General features: G+C 35.6%; 18 protein-coding genes. 12 read left to right on the forward strand and 6 right to left on the reverse strand.

Annotation, left to right across the window (positions count from 1 at the left end; all coding sequences use genetic code 11):
• Positions 1–66 precede the first annotated feature (66 nt).
• The 4 genes from JST55_08360 (at position 67) to JST55_08375 (ending at position 4,154) form a co-directional block, all read left to right on the forward strand.
• Positions 67–1,269, forward strand: a complete 1,203-nt coding sequence (locus tag JST55_08360; GenBank protein MBS1493509.1) for an ATP-grasp domain-containing protein — start codon at positions 67–69, stop codon at positions 1,267–1,269.
• A gap of 6 nt (positions 1,270–1,275) precedes the next feature.
• The gene (locus JST55_08365; protein ID MBS1493510.1) at positions 1,276–2,370 is read left to right on the forward strand and encodes an ATP-grasp domain-containing protein; all 1,095 of its coding nucleotides are present in this window, start codon (positions 1,276–1,278) and stop codon (positions 2,368–2,370) included.
• Between the two features lie 29 nt (positions 2,371–2,399).
• Entirely contained in the window at positions 2,400–2,879 is a 480-nt protein-coding gene (locus tag JST55_08370; GenBank protein MBS1493511.1) for a GNAT family N-acetyltransferase, read from the forward strand.
• A gap of 102 nt (positions 2,880–2,981) precedes the next feature.
• Complete coding sequence (locus tag JST55_08375; GenBank protein ID MBS1493512.1) at positions 2,982–4,154, forward strand: KamA family radical SAM protein; 1,173 nt, start codon at positions 2,982–2,984, stop codon at positions 4,152–4,154.
• A gap of 77 nt (positions 4,155–4,231) precedes the next feature.
• Here JST55_08375 and JST55_08380 read toward each other — a convergent pair whose 3' ends face one another.
• Together JST55_08380 and JST55_08385 are read right to left on the reverse strand one after the other, a co-directional pair.
• A complete protein-coding gene (locus JST55_08380; GenBank protein MBS1493513.1) occupies positions 4,232–5,128 on the reverse strand; it encodes a HaeIII family restriction endonuclease in 897 nt (298 codons plus the stop codon).
• Entirely contained in the window at positions 5,125–6,003 is an 879-nt protein-coding gene (locus tag JST55_08385; protein MBS1493514.1) for a DNA adenine methylase, read from the reverse strand. The genes JST55_08380 and JST55_08385 overlap by 4 nt, the downstream gene beginning before the upstream one ends.
• A 364-nt stretch (positions 6,004–6,367) precedes the next feature.
• Between JST55_08385 and JST55_08390 the strand changes: the two genes are divergently transcribed.
• The 4 genes from JST55_08390 (at position 6,368) to JST55_08405 (ending at position 8,874) form a co-directional block, all read left to right on the forward strand.
• Positions 6,368–6,757, forward strand: a complete 390-nt coding sequence (locus tag JST55_08390) for a hypothetical protein (GenBank protein ID MBS1493515.1) — start codon at positions 6,368–6,370, stop codon at positions 6,755–6,757.
• Between the two features lie 29 nt (positions 6,758–6,786).
• Entirely contained in the window at positions 6,787–7,596 is an 810-nt protein-coding gene (locus JST55_08395; GenBank protein ID MBS1493516.1) for a hypothetical protein, read from the forward strand.
• A gap of 69 nt (positions 7,597–7,665) precedes the next feature.
• The gene (locus tag JST55_08400) at positions 7,666–8,418 is read left to right on the forward strand and encodes a sigma-70 family RNA polymerase sigma factor (GenBank protein MBS1493517.1); all 753 of its coding nucleotides are present in this window, start codon (positions 7,666–7,668) and stop codon (positions 8,416–8,418) included.
• A gap of 45 nt (positions 8,419–8,463) precedes the next feature.
• Positions 8,464–8,874: a hypothetical protein gene (locus tag JST55_08405; protein ID MBS1493518.1), complete on the forward strand. Its 411-nt coding sequence runs from the start codon at positions 8,464–8,466 to the stop codon at positions 8,872–8,874.
• 77 nt (positions 8,875–8,951) lie between these two features.
• Here the strand turns inward: JST55_08405 and JST55_08410 are convergent, their stop codons facing one another.
• The 4 genes from JST55_08410 to JST55_08425 all read right to left on the reverse strand — a co-directional run bounded on the left by JST55_08410 (position 8,952) and on the right by JST55_08425 (position 14,590).
• The gene (locus JST55_08410; protein ID MBS1493519.1) at positions 8,952–10,205 is read right to left on the reverse strand and encodes an alginate export family protein; all 1,254 of its coding nucleotides are present in this window, start codon (positions 10,203–10,205) and stop codon (positions 8,952–8,954) included.
• A 25-nt stretch (positions 10,206–10,230) separates the two neighbouring features.
• Positions 10,231–11,724: an ammonia-forming cytochrome c nitrite reductase gene (gene nrfA / locus JST55_08415; GenBank protein MBS1493520.1), complete on the reverse strand. Its 1,494-nt coding sequence runs from the start codon at positions 11,722–11,724 to the stop codon at positions 10,231–10,233.
• Between the two features lie 37 nt (positions 11,725–11,761).
• The gene (nrfH, locus tag JST55_08420; GenBank protein MBS1493521.1) at positions 11,762–12,319 is read right to left on the reverse strand and encodes a cytochrome c nitrite reductase small subunit; all 558 of its coding nucleotides are present in this window, start codon (positions 12,317–12,319) and stop codon (positions 11,762–11,764) included.
• 90 nt (positions 12,320–12,409) lie between these two features.
• On the reverse strand, positions 12,410–14,590 hold the full coding sequence (locus JST55_08425; protein MBS1493522.1) for a glycosyltransferase family 39 protein: 2,181 nt from the start codon (positions 14,588–14,590) through the stop codon (positions 12,410–12,412).
• A gap of 123 nt (positions 14,591–14,713) precedes the next feature.
• Here JST55_08425 and JST55_08430 point away from each other — a divergent pair, with 123 nt between their 5' ends.
• The 4 genes from JST55_08430 (at position 14,714) to JST55_08445 (ending at position 20,455) form a co-directional block, all read left to right on the forward strand.
• A complete protein-coding gene (locus JST55_08430; GenBank protein ID MBS1493523.1) occupies positions 14,714–15,325 on the forward strand; it encodes a sigma-70 family RNA polymerase sigma factor in 612 nt (203 codons plus the stop codon).
• 79 nt (positions 15,326–15,404) lie between these two features.
• Positions 15,405–17,993 carry a DNA mismatch repair protein MutS gene (gene mutS / locus JST55_08435; GenBank protein MBS1493524.1) on the forward strand — a complete coding sequence of 863 codons (2,589 nt, stop codon included), beginning with the start codon at positions 15,405–15,407 and terminating at the stop codon, positions 17,991–17,993.
• Positions 17,994–18,017: 24 nt separating this feature from the next.
• Complete coding sequence (locus JST55_08440) at positions 18,018–19,202, forward strand: hypothetical protein (protein ID MBS1493525.1); 1,185 nt, start codon at positions 18,018–18,020, stop codon at positions 19,200–19,202.
• Between the two features lie 59 nt (positions 19,203–19,261).
• Positions 19,262–20,455 carry a hypothetical protein gene (locus JST55_08445; protein MBS1493526.1) on the forward strand — a complete coding sequence of 398 codons (1,194 nt, stop codon included), beginning with the start codon at positions 19,262–19,264 and terminating at the stop codon, positions 20,453–20,455.
• The last annotated feature ends 6 nt before the right edge of the window (positions 20,456–20,461 follow it).

Below are 20,461 nucleotides of genomic sequence, written 5' to 3' on the forward strand. Positions count from 1 at the left end.
AAAAATTTTGTAAAATATTTTTTATTAAAAAATAAATTTTTCATAGGAGAAATTGTAAATTTTCCTATGAAATTACTTTCAAAAATAAATCTTGACAATAAAGATTATAATATTATATTAGCAGAAGTTTTTTCGCAAGTATTATGCGAAAATAATTTTTTTATAAAATATTTTTTGAGAGTAGCATTATTATATAACGTAAAGAAAGATTCAGAAGAAGCAGTTGAATCGAAATCTCAGAAAGACAGCAAGAAAGACTTCAGCAAGTATCTTAACGAGAACCTCGTAAAGAACTATCCTGAAAGACTTGATGACACTTTCGCCGAATGGGATTCCGAAGAAACTATCGATGCACTGAAAGCTGCCATAGAAACAGTCGGACATGAAGTTACTCTTATCGAAGCCGATGCTGACGCTTATGATAAACTAAAAAATATAAGACCTGAATTTGTATTCAACGTTGCCGAAGGCGAGCTTGGCGTATCACGCGAGTCGCAGTTTCCTGCAATAATGGAAATGCTCGATATACCATTCACAGGCAGCGATTCAATTTCCATAGGCATTTGTCACGATAAATCACGCTGCAAAGAAGTATTATCATACTATAACGTTCCGAACTCATCATTTTTTATCACAGACAACGTAAATGATGTTCCTTCTGACTTAACATATCCTAGATTCGTTAAGCCGCTCCATGAAGGCTCCTCTAAAGGAATTTTCAACTCATCTGTTGCAAATAACATAGAAGAACTTAAAAGCGAAATTACAAGAATAAAGGATTGTTACGACCAGCCTGCACTTGTTGAGGATTTTTTAACAGGAAAAGAGTTTACAGTCGCTTTAATGGGAAATGGCAGCGATGTCCGTGTTCTTCCTATCGTTGAAATAAATCTTGATGCAGTACCAAGTGACTTCAATAAAATTTATTCATACGAAGTGAAATGGTTCTTCGATACAAGAGAGAACCAGTTAGATATATTCAGATGTCCCGCAAATATTTCCGATGAATTATACAAAGCGATTGAAAAAGTCTGCAAAGATGCCTTTAAAGCGTTAAGACTTCGTGACTGGGCAAGAATGGATGTAAGATTGGACAGAAACGGAGTGCCGAACATAATTGAAGTAAATCCTTTACCCGGAATTTTACCTGACCCTGCAGATAACTCATGTTACCCGAAGGCAGCAAGAAACGCAGGAATGGATTACAATGCAATGATAAACGCAGTTTTGAACGAAGCAGTTAAAAGATATTCAAAGGAGCAGAAGTAAATATAAATGAAGATAAGTATAATTTTTAACGATCCGGTTCAATACGCAACAGGAAAGATTTACACAGACGAAGAAGTAGATACAGTTGAAGAAGCAATTGACATGAGTGAATATGGTGTGCTTGACGAAGTTAAGTCAGTACAGCGCGCCTTGGAGCCTACAGGACATCAGACAAAGATAGTTCCCGTTGCTTTAGACGTTCATAAACTGATTGATGAACTAAGAGAAGACAGACCCGATATAATTTTTAATCTGTGCGAATCGCTTGACGGCGACCCTACACAGGAAATGAATGTTGCAGCGCTCTTTGAAATATTAAAAATCCCTTACACAGGGAATACAGCAAATACGCTCGGACTTGCACTGAATAAATCACGCGTAAAAGAAATTTTGCATTACTATGATATTCCGACATCGGCTCATTACTTGTGTTCAGATGTAAGCAAGTTCAGAGAGAACGGCTACGATAAAGTGAAAGATAAATTTCCTTTGATAGTAAAGCCATCGAGAGAAGATGCGAGCATAGGAATTGAGAATAAATCGGTTGTACAGAATGAAAAAGAATTACAGGAAAGAATTCAGCATATTATCACTGAGTACAAACAGCCTGCTTTAATTGAGCAGTTCATCGACGGAAGAGAAATAAATGTGAGTGTAGTCGGCAATGTGAAAAATAACAGCGAAGATGATCTGATTGTATTTCCTATTTCAGAAATTGATTTCAGCGCTTTACCTGCTGATTATCCTAAGATAGTAAGCTATAACAGCAAATGGATGTACAAGACGGTTGAGTTTGCAGGTACAAAGGCAGTATGCCCTGCGCAGAATCTTTCGCCCGAGCTTGAAGCAACAATAAAAGCGACTGCAAAAAAAGTTTATAGAATTATCGGCGCGACGGATTATGCGAGAGTTGATTTCAGAGTAAAAGACGGAGTGCCGTACGTACTTGAGTTAAACCCGAATCCCGATATTGCATCGGATGTAGATGAGGATACAGGCTTCACAAGAAGCGCAAAAGCATACGGATGGACATACGAACAGCTGATACAAAATGTAATTAAGTATTCATGCGAGCGATGGGGAATTAATTATTCTGAGTAACAAGTAGTAAGTAGAAAGTATAATGTAAAATGATACGTGCTTTAATACAAGATGACCGCGAAAAGATAAAAAATATTTTAATTGATACGAATAATTTTTCCGATGATGAAGTAAGTATTGCTCTTGAATTGCTCGATGTTTATCTGAACAACCCTGAGCAAAAAGATTACGAAATATTTGTTGATGAAAACGATGATGATAGAAATGAGCTGAACGGATATGTCTGCATCGGTCCCAGACCGTTAACAGAAGGAACATATGATCTGTACTGGATTGCAGTGAATCCCAAGATTCAGTCCAGAGGCGTAGGCAGCAAACTTGTTCTTTACATTGAAAGTCACATTAAGTCTAATGGCGGCTACCTTGTTTTAATTGAAACATCGGGCAAGCCTTCATACGAGAAAGAAAGAAAGTTTTACGAGAAAAATAATTACAAGAAAGCAGTTGAGCTTGAACATTTCTACAAAAAAAACGACTCGCTTGTAATTTATTCAAAGTACCTCTCATAGTTTAGAGGAAAAAAGTTTTATAAGAAGAATTTTAATCATGATGATGATTAGTTCTTCATTCACGCATAGATCGTGAAGTAAGAAACCAAAAAAGGAGAACAAATGGAACTCTGGCAGCAAATGATAAGACAGAGTGTTCATACACCGGACCAGCTTGTAGAGAAGTTCGGTATAAAAAAAGAAATAGCGGAACGTTTGGATGATTTTTTTCAAGCAAGAATCAATCCTTATTATCTATCACTCATAAGATATCCCGGCGACCCTATATGGCTGCAATGCGTGCCTGATGAAGTGGAGCTGAATGATATTGATGCACCTGAAGATCCTCTCGGTGAAGACGGAATGAGTCCGGTGCCTAATATCACACACAGATATCCTGATAGAGCGTTATTTCTTGTAAATTCTCAGTGCGGTTTATACTGCAGATTCTGTACAAGAAAAAGAAAAGTCGGCGACTCAAGCAAAATTTCCATGAAGGGACTTGAAGCTGCTTTCAAATATCTTGAAGAACATACGGAAATTTCCGACGTAATTTTATCCGGCGGCGATCCTCTTATGCTCACGGATGAAATGCTTGAAAAAATTCTTATTCGTTTACGTACAATAAAACATATTCAGGTTATCCGTCTCGGCTCTAAAATGCCGTGCGTGCTTCCGCACAGAATAACGGAGAAGCTTTGCAATATGCTTAAGAAATATCATCCGATTTATTGTAATACTCACTTCAATCATCCGTGGGAAATCACAGAGGAAAGCAAACGCGCATGCGGAATGCTTGCCGATGCAGGTATTCCTGTTGGTAATCAGTGTGTTTTGATGAAAGGAGTTAACGATGACCCTGAAACAATGCGCCAGCTTATGAAAGGCCTGCTTGCAATGAGAGTCAGACCTTATTATATATACATGGCTGATCTTACAAAAGGAGCGAATCATTTCAGAACACCTATCAGCAAGGGAATTGAAATAATGGATAACCTTCGCGGACATATTTCGGGACTTGCAGTTCCGCACTTTGTAATCGATGCTCCGGGCGGCGGCGGAAAGATTCCGATTCTTCCGAACTACGTTGTCTCACAGGATGAAGATAAAATTGTATTGAGGAATTTCAAATACAACGTTTATGAATATCCCGATGTGAAGGAAGAGAAGGTAAATCCGAAGGTTGAAGAGAATATGAAGACATTAAAGAAGAACATTGCCGAGCGACAGGAAAAGCAGAAACGAACTTACGTAAGAAAAGTAAAACTTCCTGTGCTGAATAATCAGGTGAGCTAATACTATATAATGTAGAGTAATATCAGAAACCCTCTTAGTCGAAAGATTAAGAGGGTTTTTGTTTATTCTCAAAATAATTAATATTTGATAACATTACGAGAAACCGAACTTGGTAAACCTATGATATTGATATCAAACTTTAAGGAAGGTTCAACAAGAGTGCTGGCATTGTGAATACGAAAAGAAAGTTGCCATCCATTATCAAAAGTCATAATAATGGTAGTTTGTGAAGTTGGTTTTCTAGAAATTTCAATAATACGAGTAGGTAATGGTAACCTACTTCCCCATTTTAGTGTATTGTTTAGATTAAAAGAGATTGCAGAGACATCACCATTTTCTTTTATAATTTTATAAAAATCGTATCTGCCCAGAAGATACTTTAATAATCCTCCGGCAACTACAATAGTATGATTATTAAATAATTCTAACATTTCTTCTTGAAAAATTTCTAATATAGGGTCGTAATATATTTGTTTTTTATTTGCGATATTTTTCCACTGTAATCCTTCGCGTTGCTTTAATCTTAATTCATTGAATATAGGAACCACTGTGCTAAAATACTTTTCTGAACAGTTAACGCCAAACCACTCTTTTCCGAAATCTATTTTATCTGATAAACGTGAATGTTTAACAGCATAGTGTCTATTTTTTGCAGATATACCCACATCTTCGTGGGTAATATTATTGTGAATTAAAATATCTCGAACGTCACCGTTTTTTCCTGTCTGATCTGATTGAAGAGATATTGAGCATTGAGTTTCTATGAGACGGTTATCATGAGCTATTAAGAATAGAGATATTTCATCTGCTGCTCTAACTATTTTACTTTGTTCTTGACTAGTACATAACCCAAAAGATAATTCTGCTAATCTTATTTGAGAATTATCGAGAATTGAAGCATTTAGGAATTTAGAAAAGCTTATAGCTATTCCATACTCAAAGGCACGACCACTTGTAACTTGGGATAAGCTCATGCTGCTAAATCTCTGCTTAATACTAAAATTTCGTTGGATTGTTTATGTTTTGACATTCCATAACCCCACTCTAAAGGAATAATAGTATTATCTTTATAATATTCTCTAATTTCGGGACAATCATTATAAGACATAATCCATTTTTCTCTTTTCAGAATTAATTCTGATAATGCCTGGTGATCAAAACTCTTGTGAGTGTTTCCTTTTAATCCATATAAAGCTTGTCCGTTTAAATACGGAGGATCAAGATATAGAAAAGCATCATCATGCTGAGGAATAATTTCTCTATAATCAGCACACTCTGCTACAAAGTTTGAGACTTTAAAGTTTTGTAAACGCTCTATTGCAGATTCAGTAAAGCGAGGGTGCCCGGGAGACATTCCCCCCGAAAGAGTGGTTCCCGAAAATGATGCACGGTTTAATACAAAAAATGCGGCAGCTCTTTCCAAAGGGCTTTCTAACTTTGTGTATATTTTTTGAAGATTATAAAATTTAGGTTTTGACAATGGAAAATATTTACGAACACTTTTAACTAAATTTTCTTTATCATTTAATAAAATTTTCCAAAAATCAATAAGTGGCGAAAAAATGTCGTATCCAAACACTTGCATCTTAGTTGAACATGCTAATTCTATTGAGGCACCACCTAGAAAGGGGGAGCATAATTTAGTTTCATCTTTAGGAATATATGAAAAAATTGTTTTTACTGCTCTATTTTTACCTCCCGGGTAACGGAGAGGAGACCGAGGAAAATTCTTTGGATTTTCAACTAAGTATTTTTCGGTCTCATTAAAAAGGCGGAAGGCTACTTTCTCGCAAGCAGTGCTAACTGGTTGTTTTAATTGCTCAATAGAAAAAGGAATATTAGCGTACATAAAAATTTTTTATAGTGGTCAAAAACATCAAAAAATCTATTAAAATAATCATTTTGGAATAAATTATATTATCACTAAATGATTATTTTAAAATAATAATAATAAATTACTTTTGATATGAAATTGACAAATTCGTTAATTCCTGAAACCTTACCCATCCTCCTGCCGTCCTAATAGGCAAATGACACCAATAGAAATAATATTATTAATAGTAACATTCGGATATCTTTTCATGAGAGGAATCAGAAAATAAGTCATTAATAAGTTCTTTGAAACCTTTAGAAGCTTCTAAAAGTCTTAATAACAAAAGAAAAACATTAAAAAATAATTTAATAACAGTTTTAATAAAATAAGGAGTAATAACATGAACAATGCAGCTGAAGCCTTAATACCAATCTTCGGGATAATTTTCACATTCGGAATACCGGGCATTATAATTTTCTGGTGGCTTTATACCAGACACAGAGAAAGAATGAGATTAATTGAAAAAGGTCTGGCTCCGGAAGAAGTAAAGAGCTATTTTTCAAGCACATCAGTAAGCAAACCAAGAAATGCTTTCAGTGCATTGAAGTGGGGAATACTTATAACCTTTCTGGGACTCGGTATTTTTATCGCAAACTTGCTTGAAGATAAATACAATATGAGCGACGGCATGACAACAGGTTTGGTTTTTGTATTCGGTGGTCTTGGTTTTATACTTTACTATGTACTCGTAAAAAGCAAACTGACCGATAAAAAACAAGGTGAACAATAAAGTAAAAAGAAAATTTTAAATTTAATATCATGCAAAAGTCTATAATATATGTTGTGCTTCTGATTGTCTGCAGTTTTGTATTCTCATCATGCTCTTTGTTTTCTTCAAGATACGAAAAAATAGAAAAAGGTGAGTTCAGCATAAGCGCAATCGGCAAAAAGAAATTTTCACTGAACAATGTTAACGGAAAAGTAAGAGTAGTAAGAACAACTGACCAGTCAACAATAATTGTTAAGTACGAAAAAACTGCTTACGTAAGAAAGAAAGACCTGGGAACTCCTTTAAATGAGATAAAACTTAATCTTGATACAATGTCTGCCGATGTAAAAATTGAAACCGATATTGAAAACGAAAAAAATGTAATTCAGTTCGGAAGCATACGTTCCAACAAAGTTGATTATGAAATTTACATCCCTGACGGTATAGTTTTAAATGTTGATAACACGAATGGCTCGATAGATCTGACAAGACTAAGCAATGAAATAAAGGCAAGTACAGAAAACGGCTCGATAAAAATTGATAATGTAAACGGAAAGATGGAGCTTGAAACAACTAACGGCTCAATAAAAGGAAGCATTGACTCTACACAAGGAATAAGAGCTGAAACGGTGAACGGAAGTATAAAATTAAACTTAAGCTCAAGAGTATCTGCAAAGGTAAACGCTGAAGTAGTGAACGGCTCAGTAAAAATTGAAGGATTGAACTTTAAGAACAGTACTGACAAAAAAGAAAGAAGAACCTTCCAGGGTATACTGGGTAATGGTGATGCAATTATTAAACTTGAAACAACAAACGGCTCAATAAGACTTACAGGAAACGACACAAACACTGAAATATAATTCAACCGGACTCTATAAATGTTTACTTTGCAAAATAATTTAGGTAATTTAGTTTTTAACTCGAGGGTTTTGGCTCTGGTATCAGAGCTGAAACTACCGGGTTTTCTGAATTCTGCCGCTCCGGTAAAATACGCGCAGGTTCAGGAAAGCAAAATTAACCTCTCAATTAACCATTCAATGGAATCCGATTTAGATATTATAAGAAATATTCAAAACGGCGATTCCAACTCTTTTGCAGAATTAGTAAGCAGATATAAAGATAAAGCGTTCTCATTAGCTATAAAGATTTTAAAAAACGAAGATGACGCAGAAGACTGCCTTCAGGATGCTTTCATAAAATTATTCAGATCGATAAAGCAGAATCAGTTTGAAGAGCGTTCAAAGTTCTCTACATATTTTTACAGTATAGTTTACAATACAGCGATTGACCATTATAAGAAACTGAAATCAAAAACTTTGAGTTTAATTTCAATAGATGTAAACGATGATAACTTCAGAGACGGCGATGAGCTTCATGCAGCATACGAATCAAAAATTGATAAAGCGCTTTATGAAGAAGGAATGGGAACCGATACAGCTAAGCAGCTTACTGCTAATGAAGTGCAGAATATAATAAGTATGTTTGTTGATTCGATTCCGCAGCAGTACTCAATTATACTTAACATGTTTTTTATAAATGATATGAGCCACGATGAAATCAGCAAGACGTTGAATCTGCCATTGGGTACAGTGAAAAACAGGATTTTCCGAGCTAAAGAAGCGCTTAAGAAGTTGATTTTAAAGCATTACAAAGAAGAAGAGCTTGAAGGCTATCTGGCTTAGATGTTTTTATTTGATAATAAAATATTTATTTTGAAAGAGATATAAATGGAAAACAAACTCGATAATATTGTTGAAAACTCGATGAGAGAAGCGCTTCTGAAGAAGCCACATGGAGATTTTGCAAAAAATCTTATGCTGAAAATTTCTCTTGAAGAAGAATTTGCAAAGCAGGATGTGAAGACTGAAAAGTTTGCCAAGAAAATTATTTTCGGTATTGCAGGCGCATTTGCTGCAGTTGTAGCATTTGTAATGTATGTTATTTATACAAGTCCTGCCTCAGATGAAAACTCAGGTGAGTTTGCAGAAAGAACTTCATCGTTCTTTGAACTTTACAGCATCAAGGTTTTAAATATATTCGGATTAAATGGATCAAGCTCAATCATTTTAGTCTTATCTGTTGCACTTATTGCCACATTGTTTTTAACCGTTGACAGACTAATCCTGAAGAAAAAATAACTGAGAAAAATTTCATAAATAAAAAAGCCCTTCCGGATAACATCTGAAAGGGCTTTTGTTTTTTGTATGGATGTGTGTTAAAGATTTGTTGTAATCATAATGTAGCTCCAGAAAGCTGCATCATCTCTTGAACCGTTAGCTGTGTTGAAATTCCTCTTCATTAAATCTCCCGGTAAAAATATGCTTCCTCCCCATGTAACCATTACTTCTTTTATGAACTGATATTTTAAGGTGAGATCAAACTCCTGTCCAAAGCCGTTTTCACTGTCAATATTTTTTTTGTTGGACATAAAATTGTGCGCCATCAAAGAAGCGGTCAGCGGAATTTTATCTGCAGCATAGTTAATACTTGCATACATATCATTTAATCCTAAATTTTTTGTATCTCCCGGAATATTTAAAAAATAATCCATGTAACCGTAAAATTTATGATTTGTTGCAAACGGAGTAGCGAACGTATTGTTGTTTGAGAAATTCATAGCATCGTTGCCTGATAAAATATCTGCGCCAACACCTACCTTAACATTTTTGTTTCCATAATTTAATTGCAGAGATAAAAGATAAGCGGATACATCGAGAGTACTTAACTTGCCGAACTGATATGCTCCTTCAAACACTGTTGAAAGCATGTCATAATTTCCTCTGTAATTCATTCCCAAAGTCATTCTTGAAATATCGTTATCAGTTCCGTTAGACTTTTTTCTGTTGATTTCATAATATCCGAATACATCAAAAGTACTTTTCTCACCTGACTTTATATTTGACCACAATCCGTATAACGAAGAGCTCGAATCCTTTCCTGATGGATAAGGATAGTTTGCAGGATTTCCGCTTGCTATATAAGGAACGGAATTCTTTGTGGTAATTGCAAACAAATCCGTTTTGTTCTCTTTGCCGAATCTTACTCTTGCTCCGTCAAATGAACGTCCTACGTAATTCCATCCTAAAGCGCCTATAAATCTCTCCGTTCCGTAACTCATTTCAAATCTTCCCGCCTGAACAGATATCGGAGCCTCAACAAAGTTTTTGAACCATACATATCCCTGATGCAGGTCAATGTTTTTTGAGTTAGCCGTTGTTGTAGCTTCTTCTCCAAATACTCTTGAGTCTTCGACTTCAACATAAAAATTAAATTTATCTGTAATGTACTTTTCTACAAATAATCTGCTTCGCAGACTTGTGAATATAGGCGGATAAGTTGCATTAGAAAAATCTCTTCCGTCAAGTTCTGTTCGTAACTGAATTTGTCCGCCTATTTTCCAGTCTTTATCCTGTGAGTATAAGTTTACTGTTATTAATAAAAGTACTATAGTTATAAATGTTTTTTTCATTGGGGTTAAAAATTAGTTGTCAAAATTATTTTTTGTTTTTCATATCGTAGTTAACGCGGTTGCCTTTATCTTCTGCCGTTTTATCCCATACAGGAATTACATTTGTAAGAAATTCCGCTTTCTCTTTTCTGAGCTTCTCCATATCAAGACCGATGTACTGCTGCGCTTTTTCTTTCGTAGATATATCGGGAATCTGCACAGGGACTTTTACTCCCAGGCTTATTAATAATCCCGTTAGCAGTAATCTTGCTTCTTCTGATTTCTGAACTGATGTTCCCAATATTCTTGCGCATTCAAGGGGTGCGTGGAAACTTCCGCCGTGGCTTGCAGATACAAAATCCCATCTCCATTGAGCATGTCTTATCAAAGTTAAGATCGGTTTCATTTGTTCTTCAGTTGCTCCGTTATCCCATGCAGTCTTTGCTTCTATGTGCGCTTTTACAAGTGACTTTGTTGCTAAGTCAGAGAGCTCCAAAACTTTATCCTGTCTGTCGTAAACATTTTGTCTCAGCTTATCTTCGCTTTCTCTGTGGCAGACCTGACACGAATTTGAAATATTATTCAGCGGACTTTGTATTTTGTGGTCCGTAAACTTTACTCCGCCGTCACTCTTATACGGCATATGGCACTCAGCGCATGAAACACCTCTGTCGTTATGCACACCCATTTTGAATAGTTCAAAATCGGGATGCTGCGCTTTCAATATTGGAGTTTTGCTTAACGAATGAACAAAATCAACATGGTCATTTTCATCGTAGTATTTTTCCATATCTTCAACTGTAAAACCTTTATCCCATGGGAATGTTAAATATTTTTCAGACTTTCCTTTGAAATAATATTCAACGTGGCACTGCGCGCAGACAAGCGAACGCATTTCCTGATGAGTTGAGTTTTTTATATCTTTGCCTTGTCTCTCAAAAGCTTCAATCAATGCGGGACGGGTGATTCTCAGGTTCATTGTCTTCGGGTCGTGACAGTCCTGGCATCCGATTGGATTTACAATTTCAGAACCCATATCTTTCCACTGAGTTTTATAAAACTCACCAGCGCCTTTTTGATTTATTACTCTGGGTACATCCGTACTTTTACAAGCCCAGCAAGTTCCCGGCTGAGGAACATCTGTTCTTAGTGTTTTGCGGATATCTCTTATGGCATAATAATGTCCTCTTGCCTGATTGTAATCACGTGAGAAAGCATATCCTGCCCATAATACAACTAAGTCAGGAAATTTTTGGAGCATATCAATTGTCTTTGAGCCGCCGTGTTTGCTTGCGAATGAAGTATCAAGAGTGGATAGATATGTTTCGTATTCACGGGGATAATTCTCCCCCCACTTTTCGTTATTAGGTTCCCAGTCATTGATAGGTTTTACATTCTGAACTATCTGATTCGATTCCTGTCTCCTTTCGACTATGCTGCTGCCAAGTACGCCGACACCAAAAACCACAACGATAGTCACTACATAAAGCGCCCATCCAACCCAGGGCTTTTCTTTTACCAATTCGGAGATTTTTTTCATAAATTATTTTTAGATTAAAATTATTTGTTATCTGTTTTTATTTATCTGTTTTTATTAAGGGTGATAATTTCGGAACTCTTGCATTCGGGAATGAGCTTAAGCTGCTTACAGTTCCATGCGGAGTCTCTTCGTGGCACTTCCAGCAATACTCATCTTTATAATTATTGTGCAGACTTGTATTACCGACCAAAGATGAATGGCATCTTATACAGTTGCTCTGCACAACATCTTTTCCTGCCTGTTTAATTTTTATAACTTCCTCTTCTAAACGCAGGGTGAAAATAGTTGAGTGGCGTAAGCCGTCTGTTGCCTTGAATAAATATTTATTGAAAACATTGTTGTGAGGAACGTGGCAGTCGTTACAATTTGTAACACGCGCATGTGAGCTGTTCTGCCATGAGGCATATTGCGGAAACATTACGTGACAGTTAACACAGGTTTCGGGATTATCGGATAGATAGGATGCGGCATTACCCACATATAAGATCCAGAAGACAAATGCAGTCAGGATTCCGGAGATAACTATAACGGGGACTTTCCATTTATTGGGAGGGGCCGTTATATCAATAAATCGGTTAAGTTTTTTCTTTAGCATCAGTATAAAATTACAGGAAATATTGCTAAAACGAATTGACTTAAGTCAAAGTTGGAGAAAAAAAACTTACTCTTTAATTTATTACTTAATTTATTCTTTGATAGACATCTTGTTTTGCGAAAAAACTAATTTTCCTGTTTTGAAAACAGGAACGGCATCAGTACCTTTGAATATCGGATTGTATTTACTAAACATATAATTTGTTATAAAATAAGGCAAGGGAATTCCGAAAAGTTCACTGTGAGTTATTTTAAATTCCGGCAACGAATTGCTTTCCGAAATTAACAAAGTAATCTCGTTAAATTTATCACCGTTTTTTATCTCTATTATATTTTGATTGATTTTTACAGTTGGTTGAGCCGTCTTTTTTAAAAGATATGTTTCAAGATTTTCGTTTGTGATTTCCAGCGAAGTTATTTTGTATTCGTTAAGTGAAAGGATTTGAAATTTATCTGAATCCATAAGAGACTGTATATTGTATTCAAGTCCGTTCAGCACAAATTCAAATTTATTAAATGGCATAACTGACGGAAGCGGATTACTATCTGCGGAATTTATATATTGAAATCCCCTGAAAAGTTTGGTGGAAGCTAAACCGGAATCGCAGGATATCTTAAGCGATTTTATTTTTCCGTTCGATAACGAAATAGAATCACCGGATATAATTTTGCAAACAATTTTCTGAGGAGGAATAATGTACTTCCCAAAGAATTTTTCTGCGGACTTTTCTATTTTTTCTTTTAATGAATCTATTGAAATGTCTTCAGCTATTTTCTGACGGATTTTAAATAATAAAATCTGTTCTCCGTTTTTTAAATCAAACTTTTTTATTTCTTCAAAAGTGCGGGCGTATTTGTTTTCAAGTAAACTTCCTGGATTGGTTTGTACTCCGTTACTATCTTTGATTTCTTTTTTTATCTCTATTGTGTAATCGGAAAAAAACGGAAAGCCATCCGCTCCTAAAATATTTATCGGAGCATTAACGAGCTTCGCATAATATCTGAGTGTTGAGGAATTAAAATTTTCCTCCTCTGAAAGCAGTCTCAGGTTAGCTTTTTGTTTACCCCGCGATTTCATATCATCAGAAATAACTTTTATTACCTCTGCATTTTTCCAATTGGTTTTATCGGGAGTGATGTTGGTTACTACCTGAGTATCGATAACAGGCAAAGCGAAATTTATTCCCGGATTAAGAAATGAAAAGAATATAAAATTTAGAACAGCAGCAGCCGTAAATATTTTTACAAATAAATTTCTTTTTTTCGGCTCGTTCTCTCCGTAAAAAAGCATACCTGAAAATAAAATACTTAAGGGGATTAACAGAGCAATTGAAAATCTCGGCAGCTTAAAATTTATGATCGTAATTAAAACATAACTCCCGATGAGCCAGTAAAGCAGAAGTCTTTTTTTCAGAAAAAAACTGTTCTTAAAGAATAGAAAAATACTTACTATAAATAGAATTGTTAAGAGTAATGAAATTTGACCGGGAATGATCTTCAAATAATAAAAAATATTTTCAGTTAAAGATAAGTTTCCGCGCTCTAGTTCATTCAACCTATTCGTTAATATCTGAACAATATTTCTAAGGTACCAGGGGAGACTTACTATTAATGCAATTATAACGGAAAGAAGAAAATTAACAATTATTCTGGATTTTTTCGCAGTAAGTACAAAACACTCTTTCAGATAATAAATAACCGGAACGATTAAAAATAAAATGACCGTCCATTTAGTAAGCATACCAAGTCCGAGCATAACTCCGAACCTTATGCTGCCCGCCCTGCTTGAAAAATCATTTGTTCTTATCAATGAATACACCGCTGCAGCAATCATAGCAGCAAGCGGAAGATCGAGCATGTAATCTCTTGTGTACTCGCTCACAATCGGGAACATGCTGATACAAAAAGCGGCAAATACTCCCGCCTCCTCATTATAAATTCTCTTGCCGATTTGATAAACCGAATAAACCAGCAGAAGGAGGAAAAAAGTCATTTCTAAAAATCCCGCAAAATCATTCTGACCGAAAATTGCGTGAAAAGGAATTGAAGCCCAGTAAACCAAAGGAGGATAATACCAGGAAACATCAAGAAGATTAGTTAATAAATCAGAAAATGTGTTTGAATTGCTTAAAGCTTTGTAAGAATCAAGGCTGTAGGAAAGGTGGTCGGCTGAGTCCCAATAAAGCGGTTTATGTCCCAGATAGTACCAAAATAAGCTGCTTCCGGCTAAAAAAAGCATTAAAAACAGTAAATATCGCCCTGATTTGTTCATTTTTTCAAATTAAAAATATTAATCATTATAAACTACGCAAAGAATTCTTTAGTACTCTACGTTTGTAAATTGAAATTCGTTAATAATAGAAGTAATTTCAATATTTCTTATAGCATATTTTTAATGAGCAATTCCGGACCTTCCGAAAACATTTCGAAGACTAAGAGTGATGATAATATTCTGATTAATAAAGCTCTTGCTGGCGACCAGACTGCCTACGAGAAGCTAATGAAAAAATATTACCAGCTTATTTATAATCTCATCTTCCGCATGATATCGCGTAAAGAAGATGTTGAGGACTTAACTCAGGAAGCATTTATAAAGGCTTTCAACTCACTTCAGAATTTTGACAGGCAGTTTGCATTTTCAACGTGGCTTTTTAAAATTGCAACGAACAATGCAATCGATTATTTAAGGAAGAAAAAATTAAATACGTTTTCTATAGATAGAGAAATTGAATCGGAAGAAAGTGATTTTAAGTTTGAGATTCCCGACGTTGAAAATAAACCTGACAGGGTAATTATAGAAGACGAAAGAAAAAAAATTCTTGATGAAGCGATTGAATCATTGCCGCCTAAGTACAAGGAAGTAATTTTATTAAGACATAAGATGGATAAAGAGTACGAGGAAATTGCAAAAGAATTAAAACTCCCGCTTGGTACAGTAAAAGCCCATATCTTCAGAGGAAGAGAACTCCTCAATAAATTTCTAAAAGATAAAATTAAGAATTATTAATTTTATCTTTTCTCTGCAACATTCCTTTTTATGAATAAGAATAAGAGTAAAAGATAGTATGAGAGAAGAAACTCCGTTAATGCGCCAGTACAGGCAGATAAAGGAAAAGTATCCCGATACTATTCTGCTGTTCCGCATGGGAGATTTTTATGAGACGTTTGAAAAAGATGCAATCACTGCTTCAAAAATTCTTGGCATTACTTTAACAAAGCGTTCAAACGGAAAAGCATCGGAAGTCCCGCTTGCAGGATTTCCGCATCATGCATTGGATAATTATTTGCCTAAGCTTGTAAGAGCAGGACAGAGAGTTGCGGTTTGTGAGCAGCTTGAAGACCCTAAGTATGCAAAGGGAATTGTGAAGAGAGATGTAATAGAAGTCGTTACTCCCGGAGCAAATTTTTCCGAAAAGCTTCTTGACCATAAATCAAATAATTTTCTCGCTGCTATTTATATAAAAGATAATGTATGCGGACTTGCATTCTGCGATATTTCTACAGGAGAATTTGCAACATCTGAAATTTTACTGAAAAATTTATATGAGCAGATTGACAGCATAAATCCATCCGAAATTTTAATTTCAAAAAGAGAAAAAGATAAAGTATTTAAAGCGCTGAATTACGATCCCGATGCTTCTTTCAGTGAAAATCAGAAAAGATGGCTCTTTACAAAAGTAGATGACTGGGTGTTTAACTCGGACTATGCCAATGAAGTTTTGACGAATCATTTCGGGACGGCTTCGCTTAAAGGATTCGGTATTGCCGATATGAAAGAAGGCGTTATTGCTGCCGGATGTATAATGAATTATCTTAATGAAACACAGAAGAACAATCTTCCTCACCTTAAAAAAATATCGAATTACAATTTTACCGATTACATAATTCTTGACCCTTCGACAAAAAGAAATCTTGAAATTACTTCATCAATGAATGAAGGCAGTCGTGAAGGAACGCTGATTTCCATTCTTGATAAGACGCAGACTGCTATGGGCGGAAGGCTGCTGAAGAAGTGGGTATCACGTCCCCTGAAAGTAAGAAATCAGATACAGTCACGACTTGATGCAGTGAATGACTTATGCGAGAATAAAGGTGAGAGGAAAGTTATAATTGAGCAGTTGAAATCAGTTGCAGATTTAGAAAGACTTCTTTCAAAAATTTCCACTGGCAGGGCAGTTGCAAGAGATATACTTCAGTTAAAAATTTCTCTGAAAAATATTTCAGAAGTAAAAAAGAAACTGGAAGGATTTACGAGCGAAGCAATTAAAAGGATAAAAAAAAATATAGTTGATATACCGGAGCTGGTTACGAAAATTGATGCATGTATAAATGATAATTTCATAGCCGGTAATGATTCTTACGGAGTGATTAACAAGGGTTACCATAAAGAGCTTGATGAAATAAAAGATATCTTGACAAACGGCAAGACGTGGATGGAAAACTATCAAAGCCAGGAGCGAAGAAGGACGGGAATAAATTCGCTTAAGGTGGAGTTCAATAAAGTCTTCGGATATTATATAATGATAACGAAGGCGAACATGGATAAAGCTCCCGCTGATTATACACGCAAACAGACTTTAGTAAACGCAGAGAGATACATTACCGAAGAGTTAAAAGAATACGAAGATAAAATTTTAAATGCAGAAGAAAAAATTTCCGGAATTGAGAGCAAAATATTCTTAGAGCTGCGTGATTTTATTTTAAGCTTCTCAGATGATATTCAGAAAAATGCAGTCATCATTGCAACACTTGATGCGCTAATAAGTTTTGCAGAAGTATCTGAGCTTTATTATTATACAAAGCCGGAGATAAATGATTCAGAAGTTCTGGAAATTGTGGACGGCAGACATCCCGTAATTGAAAGACTTCTACCGGCAGGTGAAAAATATATTTCAAATGATACTTTTGTTGATACTACTGAAAACCAGATACTGATTTTAACGGGACCAAACATGAGCGGTAAGTCAAGTTATCTCAGGCAGGTTGGCTTGATTGTTCTTCTGGCGCAGATAGGCTGCTTCGTTCCTGCCAAGTCTGCAAAGATAGGATTAGTAGATAAAATCTTTACTCGTGTCGGCGCATCGGATAATATTGCAAAAGGTGAAAGTACATTCCTTGTTGAAATGCATGAAGCTGCGAACATTACAAATAATGCAACGACGAAGAGTTTAATTCTTTTAGATGAAATCGGAAGAGGGACAAGCACATACGACGGAATATCTATTGCATGGGCAATGACGGAATTTTTTCATGAGAATCCGAATGTTAGAGCGAAGACGTTGTTTGCTACTCACTATCACGAACTTAACTCGCTTGCAGACACATATAAGAGAATAAAAAATTACAGAGTAGAAGTAAAAGAGTATAATGATAAAGTAATCTTTCTGAGAAAAATTACTGAAGGCACTGCAGACCACAGCTACGGAATACAGGTTGCGCAGATGGCAGGACTGCCGGATTCAATCACAAAACGCGCAAAGGAAATACTAAAAATCCTTGAAGATAAAAATTACAGAAGAAGACATAAAGATGATTTGCAGATAAGTCTGTTTGAAATAGACAACAGAACTGAAATTGAAAACGAAGCACTGACTATGCTGGATGAAATTGATATTGATAACCTTACACCGCTGGAAGCACTGAACATTTTAAAAAAACTGAAAGACTTAAAATAAAGTTTTCTAATTAACCCCAGGAATATGGAAAACAATCTCAGGCATCAGATACCCGGAATGCCATCTAAAAACAAAAATAAATCAAAGCGTGGATTTAAGATTGTATTATTCATTATAATTTTTGTCTTAGGATATTTTGCCTCTTACTATTTTATACTCCCATCCGTCTTTCCAAAATCAATTCGAGGAGACTTACAAAACATCAGAGTGTTTCCTTCATCTGACGGTAAATATAAGCTGTGGATACAGAATGACGGCACATTAAGATTTACCAGCAGAACAAATAATATGGGACAAATAAGCCTGAAGACTAAGGGCTGGTTTTGCAGAACATATTCGTATGTGTACGACCCCATATCAAAAGATGTACTGAACGGATTTAAAACTAGCTATGATGAACTTCCACCCGTTGCCGATATCTTCTATGAAAAAGGGAAAATATGGTTAGTCAATTCCTCCTCTGATGGTATTCCGCCGGAAATAAATGTATACAATGCTGAAAATTATCAGCAGGAACTGAACACAAAAACATTCTGTGATAAAAACAAAGAGCTTGCTGCCGGAATTATAAATGTTTCAGTTGATAATCAGAAACCTGTAAGATTCCGGATTTCAACAAAGGACGGCAGAGAGCTTGTATATAATCCTTCGGATGATAAATTTTTTTCCAACACAGTAGAGTTTGAAAAATATTACAAGCAGAACGACAGTACAGCTTCAGGAATTTTTGCTTTAGTTAATGAAGAAAATTCCGATAAAAGAAAAAAGCTATTCTATATAACAGGTCCGAAATATGATCTGTATTTTTCAACATCATGGGCTCAGGAAATAGTAAAGGAAAACATGAGCGCTTTCAAAAGCATGAAGCCAACAGAAATTCTTCCCGGTAAAGTTTTTATCGAGGGAAATGTATTGTTTACAGATGATGAAATTGCTGTTATAATTCACCAGGATAATGTGGGGAAAACATCTAACCGGATACTGACCTGTGTTGATAAGTCAGGAAAAGAATTATGGTCTGTACAGCAAAAAGATTTGTTCGATGAACTGAAAGGAAGAGAAGATGATTCGATGACGGAAATGTCTTTCTTGCGGACTCAGCTAACGGCACAGAGAATGGGTGATACTGTTATTTTAATATACAAACCTGTTGGCGCAATAGGATTTCAACTTGCTGACGGTAAGAAGCTTTGGGAATATGAAGATTAAATTTTCTTTATTTGGTACATAAAAATTAAAAATAAATTTTTAATCTTAACTCAACAAGTATGGATAATGAGTTTAGTTATTCTACGCGCACTACATCTTCTGTTGTACCGACAAAAAAATCAATAAATAAAAAAGTTGGCTGCGGGTGTTCAGTCATTCCGATTATTTTGCTCATTATCCTGGGGTACTTTTTTGCTTACCAGCTTATTTTTCCTTCCTTATTTCCAAAGTCAATACGGGGCGATTTACAAGGGCTTGTAATTTTTCCATCAAAGGAAGGCAAAGATAAGTTATGGATTCAGACTGACGGTTCGTTCAGTTACATAAGCGAAACAAAATCTCCCGGAAGTTATTCAGTAGGGCGTAAAGGATTATTCTGCAAAACCTTTTCGTATGTATATGACCCTTTATCTAAAGATGTATTGAATGGATTTAAAACAGATCTTGACTACTTGCCCGAAACTCCCGATATAATTTATAACGACGGTAAAATTTGGGTTGTGACAAATCGCGGACCTGCATCCATCCATGCTTACAGTTCTGAAAATTACAGTGAAGTTGTAAATAATCAATCGTTCAGTGCCAGAGTGCCAGAGCTTTCAGCAGGAATCGAAAAAATATTTGTAGACAGAAGTCTTCCTGTAAGATATGAAGTAACAGCAAGAGACGGACGAAAAGTTTATTACTGTATAAAAGATGACAAATTTTTTCCTGACTATACTGCTATGAGAAAATACTATGAGAAAGAGGATTCATCTTCATCCTCAATCTTTATGCTTGAGCGTGAGCCAAATGCAGATAAAAGAAAAAAACTTTACTACTTGTGGGGACCGAAAGGGGCTTTGTATTTTTCATCTCCGCGTCCTGAATCTATTATTCAAAATAAAGGAAGGGCGGATGAAAAACTAAACGGCAAGATGCTTTTGCCCGATAAGGCATTTATAGACGGAGAGCTTTTGTATTTTGATGCAGAAATTGCAGTAATAATTCATCAGGATAATATCGGGAAAAACGCAAACAGAATGTTAACGTGTGTAGATAAAACGGGAAAAGAGTTATGGACTGTGGGGCAGGATGTTTTATATGATGACATCAAGGCAACCGAAAAAAATGCTTTCAGCGATATGTTCTTTATGAAAAGTAAATTTGATGTACAGCGCTCAGGCAATACAGTAATGTTCCTTTTTAAACCTGAAGGAGCAATTGCATTTGACCTTAGCTCAGGGAAAAAGTTATGGGAGTTTGATGATTAAAAAATT

The organism is Bacteroidota bacterium (genome assembly GCA_018266835.1).
Lineage (GTDB): Bacteria > Bacteroidota > Ignavibacteria > Tepidaquicellales > Tepidaquicellaceae > JAFDZO01.

Bases quoted from the DNA above. Each gene is read 5' to 3' on its own strand.
- JST55_08360 (MBS1493509.1), top strand. From the start codon at position 67: ATGAAATTACTTTCAAAAATAAATCTTGACAATAAAGATTATAATATT.
- JST55_08365 (MBS1493510.1), top strand. From the start codon at position 1,276: ATGAAGATAAGTATAATTTTTAACGATCCGGTTCAATACGCAACAGGA.
- JST55_08370 (MBS1493511.1), top strand. From the start codon at position 2,400: ATGATACGTGCTTTAATACAAGATGACCGCGAAAAGATAAAAAATATT.
- JST55_08375 (MBS1493512.1), top strand. From the start codon at position 2,982: ATGGAACTCTGGCAGCAAATGATAAGACAGAGTGTTCATACACCGGAC.
- JST55_08380 (MBS1493513.1), bottom strand. From the start codon at position 5,128: ATGAGCTTATCCCAAGTTACAAGTGGTCGTGCCTTTGAGTATGGAATA.
- JST55_08385 (MBS1493514.1), bottom strand. From the start codon at position 6,003: ATGTACGCTAATATTCCTTTTTCTATTGAGCAATTAAAACAACCAGTT.
- JST55_08390 (MBS1493515.1), top strand. From the start codon at position 6,368: ATGAACAATGCAGCTGAAGCCTTAATACCAATCTTCGGGATAATTTTC.
- JST55_08395 (MBS1493516.1), top strand. From the start codon at position 6,787: ATGCAAAAGTCTATAATATATGTTGTGCTTCTGATTGTCTGCAGTTTT.
- JST55_08405 (MBS1493518.1), top strand. From the start codon at position 8,464: ATGGAAAACAAACTCGATAATATTGTTGAAAACTCGATGAGAGAAGCG.
- JST55_08410 (MBS1493519.1), bottom strand. From the start codon at position 10,205: ATGAAAAAAACATTTATAACTATAGTACTTTTATTAATAACAGTAAAC.
- nrfA (MBS1493520.1), bottom strand. From the start codon at position 11,724: ATGAAAAAAATCTCCGAATTGGTAAAAGAAAAGCCCTGGGTTGGATGG.
- nrfH (MBS1493521.1), bottom strand. From the start codon at position 12,319: ATGCTAAAGAAAAAACTTAACCGATTTATTGATATAACGGCCCCTCCC.
- JST55_08425 (MBS1493522.1), bottom strand. From the start codon at position 14,590: ATGAACAAATCAGGGCGATATTTACTGTTTTTAATGCTTTTTTTAGCC.
- JST55_08430 (MBS1493523.1), top strand. From the start codon at position 14,714: ATGAGCAATTCCGGACCTTCCGAAAACATTTCGAAGACTAAGAGTGAT.
- mutS (MBS1493524.1), top strand. From the start codon at position 15,405: ATGCGCCAGTACAGGCAGATAAAGGAAAAGTATCCCGATACTATTCTG.
- JST55_08440 (MBS1493525.1), top strand. From the start codon at position 18,018: ATGGAAAACAATCTCAGGCATCAGATACCCGGAATGCCATCTAAAAAC.
- JST55_08445 (MBS1493526.1), top strand. From the start codon at position 19,262: ATGGATAATGAGTTTAGTTATTCTACGCGCACTACATCTTCTGTTGTA.